Origin of the sequence: Clostridium sp. HMP27, assembly GCF_000765165.1 — a bacterium.
Classification (GTDB): domain Bacteria; phylum Bacillota; class Clostridia; order Clostridiales; family Clostridiaceae; genus Clostridium_AK.
In genome coordinates this window covers 15,911-34,522 of the sequence record NZ_JMFY01000001.1, presented here as the reverse complement: position 1 = coordinate 34,522, position 18,612 = coordinate 15,911, and the positions used below count along the sequence as shown (strand labels likewise).

The 18,612-nt window shown below is 30.5% G+C and carries 18 protein-coding genes and 1 other annotated feature; of the genes, 4 read left to right on the top strand and 14 right to left on the bottom strand.

Annotated features, from left to right (window positions below; translation table 11 throughout):
* Nucleotides 1-31 precede the first annotated feature (31 nt).
* The 10 genes from DP68_RS00185 to metG all read right to left on the bottom strand — a co-directional run bounded on the left by DP68_RS00185 (nt 32) and on the right by metG (nt 10,276).
* Complete coding sequence (locus DP68_RS00185; RefSeq protein WP_035304618.1) at nt 32-877, bottom strand: Mrp/NBP35 family ATP-binding protein; 846 nt, start codon at nt 875-877, stop codon at nt 32-34.
* Nucleotides 878-968: 91 nt separating this feature from the next.
* Complete coding sequence (locus DP68_RS00180; RefSeq protein WP_291546737.1) at nt 969-1,811, bottom strand: hypothetical protein; 843 nt, start codon at nt 1,809-1,811, stop codon at nt 969-971.
* A gap of 17 nt (nt 1,812-1,828) precedes the next feature.
* Entirely contained in the window at nt 1,829-2,590 is a 762-nt protein-coding gene (locus DP68_RS00175; RefSeq protein WP_035304617.1) for a prolipoprotein diacylglyceryl transferase, read from the bottom strand.
* 84 nt (nt 2,591-2,674) lie between these two features.
* The gene (locus DP68_RS00170) at nt 2,675-3,259 is read right to left on the bottom strand and encodes a hypothetical protein (RefSeq protein ID WP_035304615.1); all 585 of its coding nucleotides are present in this window, start codon (nt 3,257-3,259) and stop codon (nt 2,675-2,677) included.
* Between the two features lie 132 nt (nt 3,260-3,391).
* Nucleotides 3,392-4,603 carry a hypothetical protein gene (locus tag DP68_RS00165; RefSeq protein ID WP_035304612.1) on the bottom strand — a complete coding sequence of 404 codons (1,212 nt, stop codon included), beginning with the start codon at nt 4,601-4,603 and terminating at the stop codon, nt 3,392-3,394.
* An 88-nt stretch (nt 4,604-4,691) separates the two neighbouring features.
* On the bottom strand, nt 4,692-5,525 hold the full coding sequence (gene rsmA, locus DP68_RS00160) for a 16S rRNA (adenine(1518)-N(6)/adenine(1519)-N(6))-dimethyltransferase RsmA (protein ID WP_035304608.1): 834 nt from the start codon (nt 5,523-5,525) through the stop codon (nt 4,692-4,694).
* The gene (rnmV, locus tag DP68_RS00155) at nt 5,518-6,069 is read right to left on the bottom strand and encodes a ribonuclease M5 (RefSeq protein WP_035304604.1); all 552 of its coding nucleotides are present in this window, start codon (nt 6,067-6,069) and stop codon (nt 5,518-5,520) included. Before rnmV ends, rsmA begins: the two co-directional genes overlap by 8 nt.
* 42 nt (nt 6,070-6,111) lie before the next feature.
* Entirely contained in the window at nt 6,112-7,149 is a 1,038-nt protein-coding gene (locus DP68_RS00150; protein ID WP_291546733.1) for a G5 domain-containing protein, read from the bottom strand.
* Nucleotides 7,150-7,435: 286 nt separating this feature from the next.
* A complete protein-coding gene (locus DP68_RS00145; RefSeq protein ID WP_035304598.1) occupies nt 7,436-8,200 on the bottom strand; it encodes a TatD family hydrolase in 765 nt (254 codons plus the stop codon).
* Between the two features lie 132 nt (nt 8,201-8,332).
* Nucleotides 8,333-10,276 (bottom strand): methionine--tRNA ligase, encoded by a 1,944-nt coding sequence (gene metG / locus DP68_RS00140; protein ID WP_035304596.1) that lies wholly within the window; start codon nt 10,274-10,276, stop codon nt 8,333-8,335.
* A 63-nt stretch (nt 10,277-10,339) separates the two neighbouring features.
* Nucleotides 10,340-10,576: a binding site (T-box leader), on the bottom strand.
* Nucleotides 10,577-10,756: 180 nt separating this feature from the next.
* On the opposite strand from metG, the gene DP68_RS00135 reads away from it, so the two are divergent.
* Nucleotides 10,757-12,106: an MATE family efflux transporter gene (locus DP68_RS00135; RefSeq protein WP_035304594.1), complete on the top strand. Its 1,350-nt coding sequence runs from the start codon at nt 10,757-10,759 to the stop codon at nt 12,104-12,106.
* 21 nt (nt 12,107-12,127) lie between these two features.
* Here DP68_RS00135 and DP68_RS00130 read toward each other — a convergent pair whose 3' ends face one another.
* Entirely contained in the window at nt 12,128-12,646 is a 519-nt protein-coding gene (locus DP68_RS00130) for a nucleoside recognition domain-containing protein (RefSeq protein WP_035304591.1), read from the bottom strand.
* Between the two features lie 9 nt (nt 12,647-12,655).
* A complete protein-coding gene (locus tag DP68_RS00125) occupies nt 12,656-13,231 on the bottom strand; it encodes a nucleoside recognition domain-containing protein (protein WP_035304588.1) in 576 nt (191 codons plus the stop codon).
* Nucleotides 13,232-13,353: 122 nt separating this feature from the next.
* On the opposite strand from DP68_RS00125, the gene DP68_RS00120 reads away from it, so the two are divergent.
* Nucleotides 13,354-13,596: a hypothetical protein gene (locus tag DP68_RS00120; RefSeq protein WP_035304585.1), complete on the top strand. Its 243-nt coding sequence runs from the start codon at nt 13,354-13,356 to the stop codon at nt 13,594-13,596.
* 29 nt (nt 13,597-13,625) lie between these two features.
* Here DP68_RS00120 and DP68_RS00115 read toward each other — a convergent pair whose 3' ends face one another.
* Nucleotides 13,626-15,119: an N-acetylglucosaminidase gene (locus DP68_RS00115; RefSeq protein WP_035304582.1), complete on the bottom strand. Its 1,494-nt coding sequence runs from the start codon at nt 15,117-15,119 to the stop codon at nt 13,626-13,628.
* Nucleotides 15,120-15,257: 138 nt separating this feature from the next.
* Between DP68_RS00115 and rluF the strand changes: the two genes are divergently transcribed.
* A complete protein-coding gene (gene rluF, locus DP68_RS00110; RefSeq protein ID WP_052085567.1) occupies nt 15,258-16,019 on the top strand; it encodes a 23S rRNA pseudouridine(2604) synthase RluF in 762 nt (253 codons plus the stop codon).
* A 60-nt stretch (nt 16,020-16,079) separates the two neighbouring features.
* Here rluF and ispF read toward each other — a convergent pair whose 3' ends face one another.
* On the bottom strand, nt 16,080-16,550 hold the full coding sequence (gene ispF / locus DP68_RS00105; protein WP_035304580.1) for a 2-C-methyl-D-erythritol 2,4-cyclodiphosphate synthase: 471 nt from the start codon (nt 16,548-16,550) through the stop codon (nt 16,080-16,082).
* Nucleotides 16,551-17,405: 855 nt separating this feature from the next.
* On the opposite strand from ispF, the gene DP68_RS00100 reads away from it, so the two are divergent.
* Nucleotides 17,406-18,353, top strand: a complete 948-nt coding sequence (locus DP68_RS00100) for a polysaccharide deacetylase family protein (protein ID WP_081957032.1) — start codon at nt 17,406-17,408, stop codon at nt 18,351-18,353.
* The last annotated feature ends 259 nt before the right edge of the window (nt 18,354-18,612 follow it).

The following is an 18,612-nucleotide window of genomic DNA, read 5'->3' as shown; positions in this document are numbered from 1 at the left end:
TTAAATTTTAAAATTTAAATTTTAGCAGTAGTTACTTGCTTAGCTTTATAAAATTATCTAATAATTTATCATAATCCCCATTTAATAACACAAATCTTTCCGCTTGACCGCTCTCTAAGCTTTCAGCTAAATCTAAATTTATAGGCATCTCTGCCATTAAAGGCACTCCTAAGTATTTAGCTTGCTCTTCAGCAGATTTTTTGCTAAATACTCTAATCTTTTCACTACAATTATTACATTGTACATAAGACATATTTTCTACTACACCAAATACCTTTACATCCATTTTTTCTGCCATTATTACAACCTTTTTAACTATCATGGATACCATATCTTGAGGTGTAGATACAACTACCATTCCTTCTACAGGCATGCTTTGCATTATAGTTAATGCTATATCTCCTGTTCCTGGAGGCATATCGATTAAAAGATAATCTAAATCTCCCCAGACTGTGTCTGAATACATTTGCTTCAATACACCAGTTATTACAGGTCCTCTCCATATAACCGGCTGTTCTTCTTCCTCTGTTAAAAGATTTAAGGATATTACCTTTATACCCAAAGATGTTTGGACAGGTATAAACTTTACTTCTTCACTATTTTCTACTTGATGTATTTCTGCTCGTTCTTCGTTTATGCCAAAAAACCTTGGCATAGAAGGCCCTGTTATATCTCCATCAAGTACTCCAACTTTAAATCCAGCCTTCTGCAGTTGTACCGCTAAAATACCAGTTACTGTTGACTTACCAACTCCACCTTTTCCACTTATTACTCCTATAATATGTTTTATATTTCCGTGCTTTGGCACATCTTTAGAACATGTAGATGAATTACTATTACAGCTTCCTTTGCTAGGACAACTATTGCAATCACTCATTTCTATTCCTCCTTAATATGTATTGTAAAACTTTATTTATTATAGCACTAAAAAAATGTTATAAAAACCCTTATAAAAATTATATTAATATCTAAAAGTTACTAGGTTTGTCTTTAGTTGCATTCAAATGCCAACTTCTATTTTCATAGTTTGCAACTACATAATACTGTTCTGTATTTTTTTCTTGCCTATTATAAAATGTAATTATACTCTTATACATTAACCTATTATATCCCTGGGTTTTAACTGTCATTAGCACATCATATTCTGTAGGATTAGCTTTTACTAGTTCTCCATTTATATTTTTATCATTTAACTTATTTTTAAAGTCTTCTAAATCTGTAGATAAAATAAATTTTGCAATTTCTCTATCCTCATCTAAGTTCACTCCTATTTTTTTTGTTGTTTTTGTATCCTTTATATAGCTATTTAGAGTTTCTATAAGTGAACCGTAATATATATCTGTAAAGTCTTTGGGAATCCTTATGTTCCAAAAACTTTTTATAATATCATTATCTATTCTCTTTGATACAATATAAGTCTTATCTTCACTATAAAGATTACCACCACTTTTTTTATCTAACCCTGCAACATAATTAAACTTATGTACTTTATCATGCGCCTCATGCATTTCAAATATGTAATCTGGCTGAAGGGTAGATTTTTCATCAACTTCCTTTGCAGAAGATAGCATATCATATAATTCTTTTATTACATTCTTATCTGTTACTATAAATCTATATCCTTGATCTCTGGTATTTTGTATTACAATCTTTTGCACCTTATTTTGCTTTATATATTCAAAATTTGTATTTTTTAATCCTAATTTTACCTTCATATTTTCTAATGTATTACATCCTGAAAAAAGAGTACTTACTAAGACAAGTGTAATAATCATAGATTTAAACCTGAAAAACTTTTTTAACTTTATCAATTTCTTAACCTCCTAGGTTAATTATTAAAATTTGCTTTAGACTTTCTTACATTAAATATAAACACACCAATGATTAGTGTAAAGACACTTATAAATTGAGATGTAGATAATATTGAAATTTCACCTCTTGAATCTCCTCTAAATACTTCTACTATTATTCTTCCTATACTATAAATTATTATATATAATGCAAACGTACTTCCCTTTTTATTATTTCTTTTATCATACAAAACTAAAAATATCGCTAATAAAAAATCAAATATAGATGAATAAATTTGTGTAGGGTGAAGATGTACTGCTGAAGGTGCAAAGGGTGAATTGTTAAATACAATCCCTATAGGAAGCTTTGTAGGTTTTCCATAACAACACCCTGCAAGCAAGCATCCTATTCTTCCAAAACCTTGTGCTAAAGGTATTGAAGGTATTATTAAATCAAAAGTATCTAACACATCCCACTTCTTTCTTTTGCAATAAAAAAATATTGATATAGCTCCCCCAATTATGGACCCATATATGACAAATCCGCTTCCAATATTCCTTAATATAAAAGGGTTTTCTATTACATTTCTTATCTCAGTTATTATGTATAAAAGCTTGCCTCCAAATATCCCTGAAAGTATAGCTATTAAAGACATATTATAAATATAATCTTCCTTATAATTACTATTCCTTTTTACTCTTGAATTTAAAAGTGCCAATGCAGCTAATATGCCTATTGCTATCATTGTGCCATATCCATAAATTGGCCTTGCAAATAACATAAACAATACTGGCCTCACTTCCTATCACCTCCATTATCCATTATTATAGCATATAAATATATTTATAAAAAATAAGCTGGTCTATAAAATAATAGACCAGCTTTAACTTATTTTTAATGTTTCCACTATAGCTTTGAATATAGTGGGCATATTTTCCTTGAAATTATCTTCCCTTGTGAAAAAAGAAAATCTTATAAACTTGTTACTATCTGGTATAAAATATTCAAATGCCTTATACTTTATATTTTGTGAATTTATTAAAGTATATTCAATATAATAGGCATCCTTATCATTAATCTTTACATTAGATAACTTATATCCTTCTATAATATTTTGTTTAAATGATATATCTTTACTTCTTTCTATAAAAGTTTTTAAGTCTTGATTTAAGTTCCACACTTCTACAAAACCATATACCTTAAAATCCTTAGCTTGAAAATCGTTATGGTATATTATTTCTTCTCCACCAAAATCTCTTTTTTCTGAAATCCAATCATAAGGAAGTTTATAGGTTACCTTGCCATTTAAAGCAGAGTATTCCTTTAAAGAATGTATATTACTTTGCATAAGGGAGGTTAGTTTTATACTATCTTTGAATATACTTTGAATACCAAACATAGTTATCATAAGCCCTACTATAATTATGGTGACACCTAGTCTCTTTTTATTTACAATTATAAGTCTCATACCTTCAAACCTTAAAAGGTTATCTCTCACCTCCACATACTTTATCAATAATAAAATATATGTGAAGAAAGCTGTATTTATTAATTTTTATAAAAATATATTTAATATAAAGAGGTATGCAAATTTGCATACCTACTTTACAGGAATCAGAATAGTTGATTTTCTAAAATCGTAAAACATTAACCAATATCCCTCATCTTCTTTTACTCTACCTGGAACCCAAGTAACAAATCCAGATTTACCTCCATAAGGCTGATCACATCTATCTCTTTTTCCTGGAATCGCATAAACTAAGCATTTTAACTTTCCATCCCTGTCGCATTTATATCCTAATAAGAAATATCCATGTTTTTTAATATAAGGATAATAATTCATCATGGGGTAGTATATAACCGCATACTTATTATAGTCTTTTAATCCACACATATTATTAATATCTTTTATAGGGATTCTATACCACTTACATCTTTTTATTTTAGATATATCTTTTACCTCATCATAGTCCTTAACTAAGTTTTTGAAAAACTCTCCTGTTCTTCCCTTTGGTAAATCATCCTTATCTCTAAATAATTCCTCATTAGGTTCAACTATAACTTCTATATTATCCATTGGATTATCTATTGGCTTTTCTTCTTCTTTCTCTACTCTAACATTTACATGATCATCTACATCTTGTAGTTCAGGTTCTTTGCTGCTTTCTATAACTTCAGGTTCATCTTTTATACTTTCATCTGCCCTAACTTTTTCTTCATCTTTTATAACTTCTTCTGTAACCTTCAATTCTTCTGATAAATTTTCCTTAAGGTCCTCTTCTTTAACCGCTATGTTTTCTTCCCTTTTAGCCGTTTCAATATTTTCTTCATATTTATCAAATATATCTTTCTCTTCTGAAACTTCCTCATCCGCTCTTGTTTTTCCTTCCAGCAGCAAGAATTCTTTCCATTTTGGAATATCAGTGGTTAAAAATCCGCTAAGTACAGGCACTATGTTTTTATCAGGCAGTTTAACTATTGCTGCTCCTATAACATTTTCTACATTTAATCCTACATATGCTATATCTTCTATAGGATATTCATAGGAAACATCGGTTCTTCCATAACCATCTATGTTTAACTCTCCTACCTTAATTATTCTGCTTCCATTCTTCTTCCCTGAAACTAGTGCCATAAAGTAAGGTGTAGTTTCTTTCTTTAAATTTTGTACATAATAAGAAACCTTACATTTATTATTTTTCACTTCAAGTTTTACATAACCTGTAGGAGGTTTATCGGAAGCTATAGCAAAACCCTTTTCGTCTTCCTGAAGTATTATGAAGTACCTACTATAATTCTTTTTCTGTACCAATTAACGTACCCCCATATATTATATTCATTATAATATATGAGGTTCCATTCAAAAAGTGACCATTTAACATAAAACTTATAAATATTTTTTATTTATTTCTATGTATAGAGTTAGAAAGGTTAGCAAATTCATATATTGAGAGTGTCTCTCCTCTTCTTTTTGGATCCACATCACATTCCTGCAGTGCATTTTCTAATAAATCTTTGCTAAGCCCTAGGCTTTTCAAAGCATTCCAAAGTGTTTTTCTTCTCATATTAAATGAAGCTCTTATAATTTTAAAGAATAATTTCTCATCCTCTACCTTCACTCTTGGACTATCCAATTTACTAAGTTTTATTACTGATGAATCTACCTTAGGTCTTGGTATAAATGAAGCTGGTGATACCTTTCTAACGAGCTCAGTATCACAATAATATTGAACTAATAATGATAATGCTCCATATTCTTTGGTACTTGGATTTGCGTCAATTCTCTCTGCTACTTCCTTTTGGATCATTATTGTTAAAGATTTGAATTTATATCCTTCTGTAAGAAGCTTTACAATTATGGGTGTAGTTACATAGTATGGTAAGTTAGCCACAAGCTTTACAGACTTTTCTTCCCCAATTATTTCATCAAAATTTACCTTTAATGCATCCTTATTTATTAACTCAAAATTTTGAAACTCTCTTAGCTCTTCATTTAATATTGGTATTAAGTCTTTATCTAATTCTATTGCACAAACCTTTTTAGCTACTTGAAGTAGTTCCTTTGTAAGAGTACCGACTCCTGGACCTATTTCTATTATAAAGTCCTCATTATTTACTTCTGCACCTGCTACTATGTCTCTTAAAACTTGATCATCTATTAAAAAATTTTGTCCTAAACTCTTTGAAAACTTAAAGTTATACTTATTTACTACTTGTTGTGTTGTATTATCCATTGTTATTCTCCCTTTCCATTTGCTTAATCGCCTCTATAAACTCTTCCTTTGTTATTCCATAATTGTTTAATCTGATAACAAATTGACTAGTATTACAATATCCTATTCTTAATATCTTGCCAAGCTTATCTCTTCTATCTTTAGCATTATTATTTCCAGTTAGCTTAAAGAAAATCAAATCTTGTAAGGTAAATTCCTCCCTCTTTTCCTTAACTTCACACTTAGCTGAATTTAATGCTTTTATTATAGCCTCTGGAGCTGCATTTTCTACTCCTATATCTCCATCCTTTGTTCCCTCATCTCTTGATATATAAGCATGCTTTACCCCTGGAACCTTTCTAGATATTAAGTTTCTTATCTTTTGGCCAGCATAATCTGGATCTGTAAGTACAATTACTCCTTGTCTTCTCTGAGCTTCCCTTATTCTATCTATAACCCTTTCATTTATACCAAATCCACCTACAGCAATCATTTCTGCATCCACTGCCTTTTTCACTGCAGTAATATCGTCTCTTCCTTCTACTACGATTACTTCTTTAATCATTTTTTCCTCCTAAAAGTATAAAAATAGGAGCCATAGGCTCCTTTAATTAATTATATGAACATTTACGTATCTAGCTCCCCAATTTCTAGCTTCACTAAGTGTATTAAAGAAAAGATCCACCTTATTTCCTTTAATTGCAAGTCCTGTGTCTGCAGCAATTGCATAACCATAGCCTTCTATATATAGCTTAGTACCTATTGGAATCACTCTTGGATCCACTGCTACAGTACTTGTTCCATCAGCATCTCTTACTGCAACCATACCAGATGCTGTAAGGGCTCTTCCATAATCTTTTTTAGGTGAGTATGCTGTAGATCTAACACTTATTATTCTTTTACCACCTTCACTACTTGATCCACGAGAAGCAGAATACTTAGTAGATACTGGTTGTACCTTAGGCTTTGTTCCCATAGCCACTACCTTTTGTACAGGCTTTTTAGTTACTGCTTCACTTATAACCTTTCTTGAAACCTCTTTCCCATTTTCGTAAGTAACCTTAGTAGTTACTAATTTTTCTCCAGCCTTTCCAGACTGAACTATCTTTTGCTTACCCTTATCCAAACCACCGTCATTTTTTGTAACTGTTGAGTAAGCTAAAGCCTTTGCTTCCTTAATGGTCTTAGTTTCAACTCTGATTATAGCAACTTTTAAGCCCTTTTCTAATGGCTGATCTTTTGATGGTAATACTTTGTCGGTTTCATTAACTTTTATCCCCTCTACCTTAAGCATAGATTCTATATCACTTTCTGCAGAGTTCATAGTTAATGTCTTTCCATCTACTTCGATCTGTACATCCATTGCTTTTTTAATATATATCTTATCTTGATTTTTTACTTTACTGTCAATCCCAATTGACGTCTTATCCTTTGGTCCTAGTATTATGTTATTAGATGTTAAAACATCATTTACAGTATGTCTAAAAGTAGTTACTTTATTTTCTTTTCCGTCAATATAAACATAAACTGTCTTTCTTGTATTAGTTATAAATATAGCTGCGCCTATTACTACTAGTAATACAAGAAATGCTGCCTTAGGACCATTGGAAAAATGATTTTTTAGATACCTTTTTACCTTTTCCATCACAAAAACCTCCTATTGGCAAAATGCACAAACATTTGATTATTATAATTTACTTGGCGCATTTTGTCAAATTTTCGTACTTTGACCATCTAAAATGTAGCATTGTACATAAATAACCTTATAAAAATTAATGATAGCGTTTTATTTAATATAGACAGTCCTCTCGATGGATATAATGGTAAAATATGTTAATATAATTATATTATACATCGCTTTGAATTATTACCATTACTTCTAGGTATTAAAAGTTATCTAATCTTTGATATATACAAATTTTACACTATTATTATATTTTAAGCAACTTCCTCACATTCAAAATAAGCCAATTTCCAATTTCTTCCTCACTGATATCTCTTATTTCTGCTAGTTTTTCTATTATATATTTTATATAATCTGATCTGTTTCTTTCTCCTCTAAAAGGAGCAGGTGCCATATACGGACAATCTGTTTCAACTAATATTTTATCATCTGGAACCACCTTAGCTACATCTAAAATTTTCTTTGCATTTTTAAATGTTACCACTCCAGTAAACCCTATATAGTAACCTAAACTTAGGCATTCCTTTGCAAACTCCACGCTTCCTGAAAAGCAATGCACTACCCCTATTACCTCCGGAAACATTTTCATTATCTCTAAGGTATCCTTATGGGCATCTCTATCATGTATTATTACAGGTAAACTTAATTCTCTAGCTAACTCCATTTGTTTTATAAAAGCTTGTTTTTGCACTTCCCTATCCGGGTTTTCCTCCCAATAATAATCTAAGCCTATCTCTCCAATAGCCCTAACCTTTTTAGACTTTGCTAACTCTCTTATCTTGCTTATAGTACTATCATTTATCTCATCTGCATGTTCTGGATGGATTCCTACAGCTGCATAGAAAAAATCATATTTTTCTGATAGCTCAACAGATTTTATAGCTCCTTCTAAGGATGCACCACAATTTAATACACCTATTACATTATTACTTCTAATTTCCTCTATTAGTTTTTCTCTATCTTTATCAAATGAATCGTCATCATAATGAGCATGAGAATCAAAAATATACATATACTATCTCCTTTGAAAATACTTATTTTAAAATTATACCACATTTTAATTTTTGTATACATTTTTGCCAAAAGCCTTAGATATTAAAAAGTCCAGGGTCAATTATAACCCTGAACCTTTTACAACTATTTATTATCTTACTATGCTTCCAGTTGGAAGTTCTTCTGGAACCCCTACAGTAAATAATTTACTATCATCTTCAGTAGCAGCTGCAAGTATCATCCCCTGAGAAAGTTCCCCTCTTAATTTTACAGGTTTTAAATTTGCAACTAAAACTACATATTTTCCCACAAGTTCTTCAGGTTTATAAAACTTTGCTATTCCTGATATTACCTGTCTTTCTTCTCCACCTAAATCAACCTTTAGCTTTAAAAGCTTTTTAGCACCTTTAACTGGCTCACATTCTATTACTTTAACTACTCTTAAATCTACCTTTTCAAAGTCTTCTATAGTTATTTCTTCTTTTAAAGGCTGGATTTCCACCTTAGCTGGAGCTGTATTTTTCATTTGCTCTTCTTTTAACTTATTTAATTCATCTATTTTAGCATCAACATCTATTCTTGGGAACAAATTGTCTCCTTTCACAAGCTTTGTTCCTGCACTTGTTCCATCAAATGATGCAATACTATCCCAAGTGATGATTTCTACATTAAGCTGATTATTTATTCTTTTACTTGTGTCTGGTAAGAACGCAGAAATTAATACTGAGATTATTCTTAATGACTCTGCTAAATTATATAATACTGTGCCAAGTCTTTCTTTCTTACTTTCATCCTTTGCAAGTATCCATGGAGTGGTTTCATCTATATATTTATTAGCTCTTCCTATAAGTGTCCAAACCTCATCTAAAGCTTCAGGTATTCTTAGATCATCCATGTGCTTTTCAACCTTTAAGTATATACCCGTTGCTATAGAAATAAGATCGTTATCTATATCTTCCTTTGCTGTAGGACTTGGGATCACTCCGTCAAAGTATTTTTCTATCATAGCGGTAGTTCTAGATAATAAGTTTCCTAAATCATTTGCTAGATCTGAGTTAATTTTCTTTATAAATAACTCGTTATTAAATATTCCGTCTGAACCAAATGGAATTTCTCTTAAAAGATAGTATCTTACTGGATCTGTACCAAAGTGATTTACAAGGACTACTGGATCTACTACATTACCTTTAGACTTTGACATCTTTCCTCCATCAACTAAAAGCCATCCATGACCAAAAACTTGTTTAGGAAGAGGAACTCCAAGTGCCATTAACATTATAGGCCAATAAATAGTGTGGAATCTTAAGATGTCTTTACCCACTAAATGAACATCTGCTGGCCAATATTTATTTAGCATGTCTTCATTACCTGTATTATATCCTAGTGCTGTTATATAATTTGCTAAAGCATCTATCCAAACATATATAACATGCTTTTCATCAAAACTTACTGGAATTCCCCAATCAAAAGAGGTTCTTGATACACATAAATCTTGAAGTCCTGGTTTTAAGAAGTTATTTATCATTTCATTTTTTCTGGACTCTGGTTGTATGAATTCAGGATGGGATTCTATGTGCTCTATAAGTTTATCTGCATACTTTGACATCTTAAAGAAATAGGCTTCTTCTTTTGCCTTTTCTACAGGTCTTCCACAATCTGGGCATTTCCCATCTGTTAATTGTGTTTCAGTCCAGAATGATTCACAAGGAGTGCAATACCATCCTTCATATTCTGACTTGTATATATCTCCCTGATCATAAAGTTTTTTAAATATTTCCTGTACAGAGTTTATATGATAATCATCTGTAGTTCTTATAAACTTATCATAGCTTATATTCATCATACCCCAAAGGCTTTTTATACCTGCAACTATTTCATCTACATATTCTTTAGGTGTTACACCCTTTGCTTCTGCAAGTCTTTGTATCTTTTGCCCATGTTCATCTGTGCCTGTTAAAAACATTACATCATAGCCTGTAAGACGCTTAAATCTTGCCATGGCGTCTGCTGCTACTGTTGTATAAGTATTTCCTATGTGTAAATTTGCTGATGGGTAATAAATTGGTGTTGTAATATAATAGGTTTTTTTATTCAATTTCTATTCCTCCTTAGATAAAGTTCTTATATAATAAAAAGCCTCTATAAAGCTTATATGCTTTATAGAGGCGTCATTTTTACGCGTTACCACTCTAATTTTCCTTTTCTTCTCAAAAAAGGACTCAATAAGTGAGAAAACTCACTTTGCATTTTAACGGCTGCACCCGAAATATCCTACTTAATATTTCAGATATTTTGCTCTGGGGCCATGTTCATAAATCTAAATGCTATCGGCTTTCACCTTATCCGACTCTCTTTTAGCATTTCCACTTACTACTCTTCCCATCATTGCATTTCAATTTTAATATTAATACATATATTTTGCCATGTCAACTAGTTGATTTTCCTATTATTTCACTTATTTCTTTTAAATATACTTATATGTTTTTGCTTATCTTATTTACAATGTATTATAATTAGTGGTGTATTGCTTTAATAAACTTTGCTTCAATGTTATTACTTAAAAGGAGGTACTTATTTGATACGCAAGGATATAATAAAGGATGTTTTAAAATTAGCCCTTCCTGCAGTTGGCGAAATGGTCTTGTACATGATGATATGGGTACTTGATACAATGATGGTTGGCAAATATGGTGGAGAAACTGCTGTAAGTACTGTAGGCCTTAGTTCAGAGATAATGTACAGCTTTGTAAATGTATTTATTTCCGTGGGAATATCTGTTGGAACCGTATCTCTTATCTCAAGAAAACTTGGCTCCAAGGATAACACTGCTTCAGAAGAATTTGCAACTTTAGGACTTGCCATAGGCTCTATGCTAGCACTTACTATTTCATCTGTAGCATTTATATTTGCACCCAAAATTTTATTTTATTCTGGTGCTAGGGATATTGTGCTAAATAATGGAATAATATATATGAAAATCACCTCTATAGGATTGTTCTTTAATATGCTTATGAATGTGTTAAATTCAATTCTTAGAGCAGGTAAAAATACTAAAATCCCTCTTTTAGCATCTGGATTAATTAATATAATAAATTTATTTTTAGATTGGGTTTTAATATTTGGAAAGCTTGGTTTTCCAGAGCTCGGAATACGAGGTGCAGCTATAGCTACAGCTATGGCACATATAGTTGGCTTTATATTTATAACTTTTTATACGCTAAAAAAGTCTCCTATAAAACCTCATTTTAAATTTATAAGAAATATAAATACTTACAGAGCTAAAGAGCTTATTAAGCTCTCAATTCCTTCATCAATGCAAGAAGGAGTGTTCTCTATGATACGCCTGCTAGGTACTATATTAATTATGTATTTAGGGAAAACAGCCTTTGCAGCTAATCAAATTACAACTACTATAGAATCTATATCATTTATGCCTGGAAATGGAGTTGCCATAGCTGCTACAACTTTGGTTGGGCATAAAATTGGAGAAAGAGATTTAAACGGGGCAAAAGAATACGCTTATACTTGCACATTAATTGGAACAAGCATAATGGTTATATGCTCCATAGCCTTTTTACTATTTCCTAGATTTTTAATAAGCTTATTTATAAAGCCAAATGAACTTGAAGTAATAGGTCTTGGCACCCTTTGCCTTATGATTGCTTCTATAGAACAACCATTTATGGCAATCTCAATGATACTTGGCGGGGCCCTAAAAGGTATGGGTGATACCAAAACCCCATTTATAGTATCCTTAATATCTAGTTGGGTTATAAGATTTCCATTGCTTCTCATTTTCATATACAAGTTGAACCTATCAGTTATATACGTTTGGTGGATAACTGCCATACAATGGTCCTTTGAAGGCATAGTAATTTTTATGCTATTTAAAAGGAAATTCAAAAAACTTATGACCCCTACTTAGTCAAGTAGGGGTTTATGTTTTTCAATAAAAAAACAATTTCACAGTAATTACTGCCATTATAGCAGCTGTTAAATCTGCAAGTATCGCAGCCCATAGAGTATGTCTTATTTTTTTTACTCCTACTGCTCCAAAATAAATAGTCACTGTATAAAATATTGTTTCTGTAGAACCCATTATAGTTGATGCCACTCTTCCTACAAAACTATCTGGTCCATAGGTTGTTAAAACATCTGTAAAAACTCCTAAAGCTCCGCTCCCCGATAATGGCTTTATAAGCAGAAGAGGTAAAATCTCTCCTGGAATACCCACATACTTTAGTAATGGATTACTAATTTGTGTTATAAAGTCTAATATCTTAGCTTCTCTAAGCACAGATACTGCAAGTATCATAGCAAGTAAATAAGGGAAAATCCTTAAGCATATCTTTAATCCGTCTTTAGCTCCCTCTACAAAACAATTATATACCTCTACCTTTTTAATCACTCCATAGGTTACTATTAGCCCTATAATCCCTGGAATAAGAAAATTACCTAAATTCATAATTCCCTCCTAAAAATATTTCTGAAGTATCTTACATGAAATTATTCCCACTATAGCTGCTGAAGCCGTAGTTATTATGGCTGTAATTATTATCTCTGCTGGGTTTTGTGAGCCTGTAGCTGCTCGTATGGAAATTACAGTAGTTGGTATAAATTGAATACATGCAGCATTTATAACTAAAAATAATGCCATGTCATTAGAAGCTGTATCCTTATTGGGGTTTAACTTTTGCATATTTTCCATAGCCTTTATACCAAAAGGAGTGGCAGCATTGGATATTCCCATCATATTAGCAGTAATATTCATAACAATACTACCTAAAGATTCCTTATCTCTTCCTTCTTTTTTAAATATAACTTTTAGAATGGGCCTTAAAAGCTTTGCTAACATTTCTGTCATACCGCTTCTTTCTGCAATTTTCATTACTCCACACCATAAACACATAACCCCTGCAAGCTTTATAATTATTTCTACAGTACTATTTGTTGAGGCTAGTATTGCCTGTGTCATTATATCTGCTCGTCCTGTAATCATTCCCCAAATTATACCCAAAGTTAATATTGCGAACCAAATATAATTTATCATTTTACCCTCCATGGATTATTTGTATATTAATTTATATGTTAATGAACTCTATTGTATTGCAAATAAATTTTATTAATGTTACCATATATAATGTTTTTAAATATAAATTATGGAGGCTATACATGACTTTAAAAGAGATAATGAAATATATAGAAAGTGAATACCATATTATAAATAGTACTCCCTGCGAAGTATGCGGCGGTGAATATTTAGCTGATGGTCTAGATATAGATATAATTAATGGAAATCCTTATGATGTCTGCGATTGTACATGTTCAAAATGTGGCCATGAAAAAACTTTTGAATTTTATGCTCCCTTTATAGATGAACTAACCAATAGTAAATGGAAACAAAACTTAAATTAAAAAGAAGCCCATATGTTAGGCTTCTTTTGTTATTTATACACAGGAACTTCAAATGTAATTTTAGGATCCTTGCATTGTAAAACTAAATTCATTATATTTCTGATTTGCGCATAGGGCCAATTGATATCCGTTGCATATTGATGTGTTGCCGGTGCACCCGGATTAAACTTCATTTTATAAAGTGTATCTTGATTATTAGTTGTATTATTTATATATCCCGAACCAATAAACTTTGCTCCACCCTTTATAGCATCCTCTGGAGTAAACCACCCTTGCACATATGCATATCTTGATCCAAGCTCATCTGGATTACTATCCAGAGCACCTATACCAAACATATTATAAACTAATTTCTTCCCATTATCTCCATCAACCTCTATTCCGTTAGCAAGTTTAGAACTTCCATTTCCCGTTTCAAGCAAGGCATGTGATACAAGATAAATTGGATTTATGTTATTTGTTTTAGCTGCATCGAAAAATGCTTGTCCTTTACCTGCCAATATTCCTCTGCCCATTAAAATATTATTTAAATCCTCAACTGTTATACTATCATTTGTATAGCTTAATTTCATAAACGCATATTTCCCATCTTGATCCATAAAATTCTTAGGATTAAGATGATATTTTATTTGATTATAACTCGCGCCTACCCAGCCTGAGCCACCTTCACTAGTAGTTGAAACACCTGGCTTCGCTTGCTTACTTATTGCATCTACAAAAGTTGTTACATAACTCTTATTAACTATATCAGTATTTGATATGCTGTTTATGCATCTTAGATAATCTATGTAATAATTATCATAATCCGTATTTATATCCTTATAATTTCCTTTAGCATTTGATCTTTTCACATAAACAAGAATTTTATACTTATCCCCATTTTCATCACTAGTAAATCTTTTATTTATGGTAATCTTTCCCAAAGAAGCAGTTGTATATCCATTAGTCCATTCCTGAAAATCCTCATACTTCCAAAGTTTCTTGTTGTATCTACTTACATATATTTTATACTGAGCATTATCAACATTCGAAGATAGATTGAAAGTTTGATATTGATTACTTATTATAGGTTCATATTGCATTTTAAGCGTCCTAACTTCAGCTCCATTTACATATGCAGAACCATCTGAAAATCTAGGTGTTATTGTAAATTTCATTTTCACAGGTTGGTTTAATTTTTTACCACCTAAAGATTCCACTTCTGTACTTACATTTACGTAGTAAGACTTTGCTGGTGTATAGCCCTCCACTTTAGGAAGGACTTTTATGGTGTTAGCTGTATCACCTGGCATTACAGTAGCTTGTACAGCAGCACCCTTATCATCTGTCACTGTTATATTAGAATTATTTATAGTTTCTTCATTAAGATTAAAATTAAACTTTACTGTCCATACTTTATCTTGAGAAATAGTTGTTTGGCTTTGAAATTCTTTTACACTTGTTGCTGCATGTGATATGTTATAATTACTTGTTGTAAGCGTAAAAAAAGTTGCAAGCATAAGCGCTGCAAAAGACTTCTTCAAAATAATCCCCTCACTTCATCGTTGTTTACTATAATTAGATTATATAAAATTTTAAGACTTTTTTCTATGAAAAAAGTTAATTTATTTTAATATTTTGCTATAATTTTAACTGTACATTAATAAAAGAGAGGTATAAGAATGAAAAAAATTGACCTTGCTGATAATTTTAAAGTAGAAGAAATTAGAATAAATAAGTTTATAAGCGAAAAAGGTGTATGTTCAAGAAGAGAGGCAGATAAGCTTATTTCTTTAGGTAAAGTTACAATAAATGGTGAAGTAGCTACCATGGGTTCTAAAGTAACTTCTACAGATGAAGTAAAACTTGAAGGTAAACTTCTTTCTGAAAAACCTAAATCAGTATATATAGCCTTAAATAAGCCTAAAGGTATAGTAAGCACTACTGATCCAAAAGAAAAAAATAATATAGTAAACTTTATTAATTATCCTGAACGAATTTTTCATATAGGTAGATTAGACAAGGATTCAGAGGGCCTTATATTTTTAACCAACGATGGTGATATAGTAAATAAAATACTTAGAGCTGGTAATAATCATGAAAAAGAATATATAGTAACTGTAGATAAACCATTAACTCAAGACTTTCTTCAAAGAATGTGCTCCGGCGTAAGGATACTTGGTACTATAACAAAGCCTTGCAAAATATATAAGGAAGGCTCTAATATATTTAGAATTATACTTACCCAAGGATTAAATAGGCAAATTAGGCGAATGTGCGAAGCCCTTGGTTATACTGTAACAAAGCTTAAACGAATTAGAATAATGAATGTAAAGCTAGATAACATCCCCCTTGGCAAATGGAGATACCTTACTAAAGATGAAGTTGACACCATAAATGAATTAGTAAAGAATTCTCTCAAAACTGAAGAAGCCTCTAAATGAAAAGAGGGCCCTTTAATAAGGACTCTCTTTTCTGTAAATTTTTTTGCTATGGTCCAAAAATTATTCCTCTATCATACAAATACTTTGTGCTGCAATCCCTTCTTTTCTGCCTGTGAAACCCAACCCCTCTTCAGTTGTAGCCTTTATATTTATTTGATTCTCATGTATGCCTAATATATTACTTATATTTTCTTTCATAGTTTCAATATATGGGGCCATTTTAGGCGACTGAGCAATAATTATAGAATCTATATTTACTATTTTATAGTTTCTTTCCATTATTAGTTTACTTACTTCTTTTAATAACTTTAAGCTATCAATTCCCTTATACTCCTCCTTTGTATCCGGAAAATGTTTTCCTATATCCCCTAAAGCACAAGCGCCTAATATACTATCCATAATAGCGTGTATCAATACATCTGCATCTGAATGCCCTAAAAGTCCTTTTTCATAAGGTATGTGAACTCCACCTAAAATAAGTTTTCTTCCACTTATCAACTTATGTACATCATATCCTATTCCTACTCTCATCATATTACCTCCTAATATATCTTTTATAATATTTTATAATAATACTTTCCTCAATTAAACAAAAAAATAAAGCCTGGTATCCCAGGCATATTATACTATATAATTTATGATATATTTTTTCTGTAATTGATTACATTTTCCTTATGACTTTTTTTATTTAAATGAAAAAAGCTTTTTACACTATTAATAATTCTTATATACAAGGGTTCCATACTTTTTTTATTTTTGTGCCTTTTAGAAAAATCAACATATACAACATTATCTTTCATCCACGTCACACCCTTTATAATTTATTTATATTAATATAATACCATAAAATAGATGAATTGTTAAGAAAATTCTAAATATATTTTATGCCTAAAAGCTTCTTTTAACGAAACTTTTAGACATATGATTTGAGGAGAAATTATTTTACAAAAATAGGACCTGCTAGTAACACATATTACATTATATTCATCATACTTATAATTTGCTATTTCATTTTATATTATTTACTTAATATTTAAAACTAATTCAAATAAAATATGTTAAAATGTTTATTATATTATATATTTTCAAATAGTTATCAACAATTTGTCCACATTTCTGTGGATAATGTTGATATAATCACTTGTTAATTTCAAAAATTTGTAACTTTTTATAGTTAATAACTATAATTAAAAATGTAACCTTTTGTATATATTTGAAGATATATAGAAATCAACAGAAATTTCACAAGTTATACACAGGCAAAATGTGGACAATGTGTATAAGTATTAAACTGCTTGATTATTCTAATTATAATAAAATCTACGAACCCTTTAAAATACAGGGACTTCGTACGTTTTAATAAATAATTTAAAAGGAGTAAATATAATGCAAAAATATAAAATCCTTAAATCTTCATTATACTTAACTATACTAATATTTCTTATACTTCCTCTGATTTATTTAGTAATTAACCAATACTTATATATTAATAACTCAACAAATAATCAACAGTTTATCCACAAAAATAATGACAATCCTATTAGTAATTCTAATAATATCATGCCTCCTCGAGCAGATACAAAAAATACTTATTTAAAACGAAGTTTCTCTGGACCTAATTTAAAACATAATAATGAAGGAATACCTGTTATTATGTATCATTCCATTTCTAATAAAAAGGGTAATGAAATTCAACTGTCTAAAGATCTATTTGAAGCTCAAATGAAATTTTTAAAGGATAAAAATTATACTACCTTATCTTTAGATGAACTTTATGATTTTATTACTTCCAATAAACCTATTCCCCAAAAATCCGTTGTACTAACTTTTGATGACGGCTATGTTGATAATTATTTAAACGCTTATCCAATATTAAAAAAATATAACTTTAGAGCGACCATATTTGTTATTACAGATAATGTAGATAAATATAGTCATACTATAAATTCCTATCAAATTAAAGAAATGTCCTCAAATGGGATAGATATTATGAGTCATACTGAAAAACATGAAGACCTTTCAACGCTTAATTATGATAATCAATTATATACTATGAAGACCTCAAAGAAATTTTTAGAAAAAATCTTAGATAAAAAGGTTAATTATATCGCTTACCCTTATGGTCGATGGAATAAAACCACTATAAAAGCTGCTGAAAATTCTGGTTATACTATGGCATTTTCTACAAGCGGAACTTGGACAGATAAATCAGATGGTATATATAAATTAGATAGAGTATATATAAGTTCTAATTTTGACTTAACGGAATTTGAAAGAAGATTAACAAACAGAAATTACAACAATATTCACTCTAAAAATATACCATCTCAATAGCAAAAATAGACATAGAACTTATTAATTCTGTGTCTATCTTTTAACATTTTATATGAATTAAAATGGGGTTTTTAACACTGAATAGTGCCTCTTATGGATTGTTTTATTCTATCTTTCATATTTGTCCACAATTCCTTATAGCTTATCCACAATTTTTGTGCATAATTTTTGTTTTTTAAACAACTGTACTTCCAATTATATAGGCACTTGTAAACATTGTCCACATTTACCCTGTTGATAACTTGGACAAGATACTGTG

What these genes read in the sequence shown, in the direction of transcription:
- rnmV (WP_035304604.1), bottom strand. Translation starts at nt 6,069, where the DNA reads ATGATTAAAGAAGTAATCGTAGTAGAAGGAAGAGACGATATTACTGCA.
- DP68_RS00170 (WP_035304615.1), bottom strand. Translation starts at nt 3,259, where the DNA reads ATGAGACTTATAATTGTAAATAAAAAGAGACTAGGTGTCACCATAATT.
- DP68_RS00145 (WP_035304598.1), bottom strand. Translation starts at nt 8,200, where the DNA reads ATGTATATTTTTGATTCTCATGCTCATTATGATGACGATTCATTTGAT.
- DP68_RS00120 (WP_035304585.1), top strand. Translation starts at nt 13,354, where the DNA reads ATGACTTTAAAAGAGATAATGAAATATATAGAAAGTGAATACCATATT.
- DP68_RS00130 (WP_035304591.1), bottom strand. Translation starts at nt 12,646, where the DNA reads ATGAATTTAGGTAATTTTCTTATTCCAGGGATTATAGGGCTAATAGTA.
- DP68_RS00150 (WP_291546733.1), bottom strand. Translation starts at nt 7,149, where the DNA reads ATGGAAAAGGTAAAAAGGTATCTAAAAAATCATTTTTCCAATGGTCCT.
- DP68_RS00100 (WP_081957032.1), top strand. Translation starts at nt 17,406, where the DNA reads ATGCAAAAATATAAAATCCTTAAATCTTCATTATACTTAACTATACTA.
- rsmA (WP_035304608.1), bottom strand. Translation starts at nt 5,525, where the DNA reads ATGGATAATACAACACAACAAGTAGTAAATAAGTATAACTTTAAGTTT.
- DP68_RS00125 (WP_035304588.1), bottom strand. Translation starts at nt 13,231, where the DNA reads ATGATAAATTATATTTGGTTCGCAATATTAACTTTGGGTATAATTTGG.
- rluF (WP_052085567.1), top strand. Translation starts at nt 15,258, where the DNA reads ATGAAAAAAATTGACCTTGCTGATAATTTTAAAGTAGAAGAAATTAGA.
- DP68_RS00185 (WP_035304618.1), bottom strand. Translation starts at nt 877, where the DNA reads ATGAGTGATTGCAATAGTTGTCCTAGCAAAGGAAGCTGTAATAGTAAT.
- ispF (WP_035304580.1), bottom strand. Translation starts at nt 16,550, where the DNA reads ATGAGAGTAGGAATAGGATATGATGTACATAAGTTGATAAGTGGAAGA.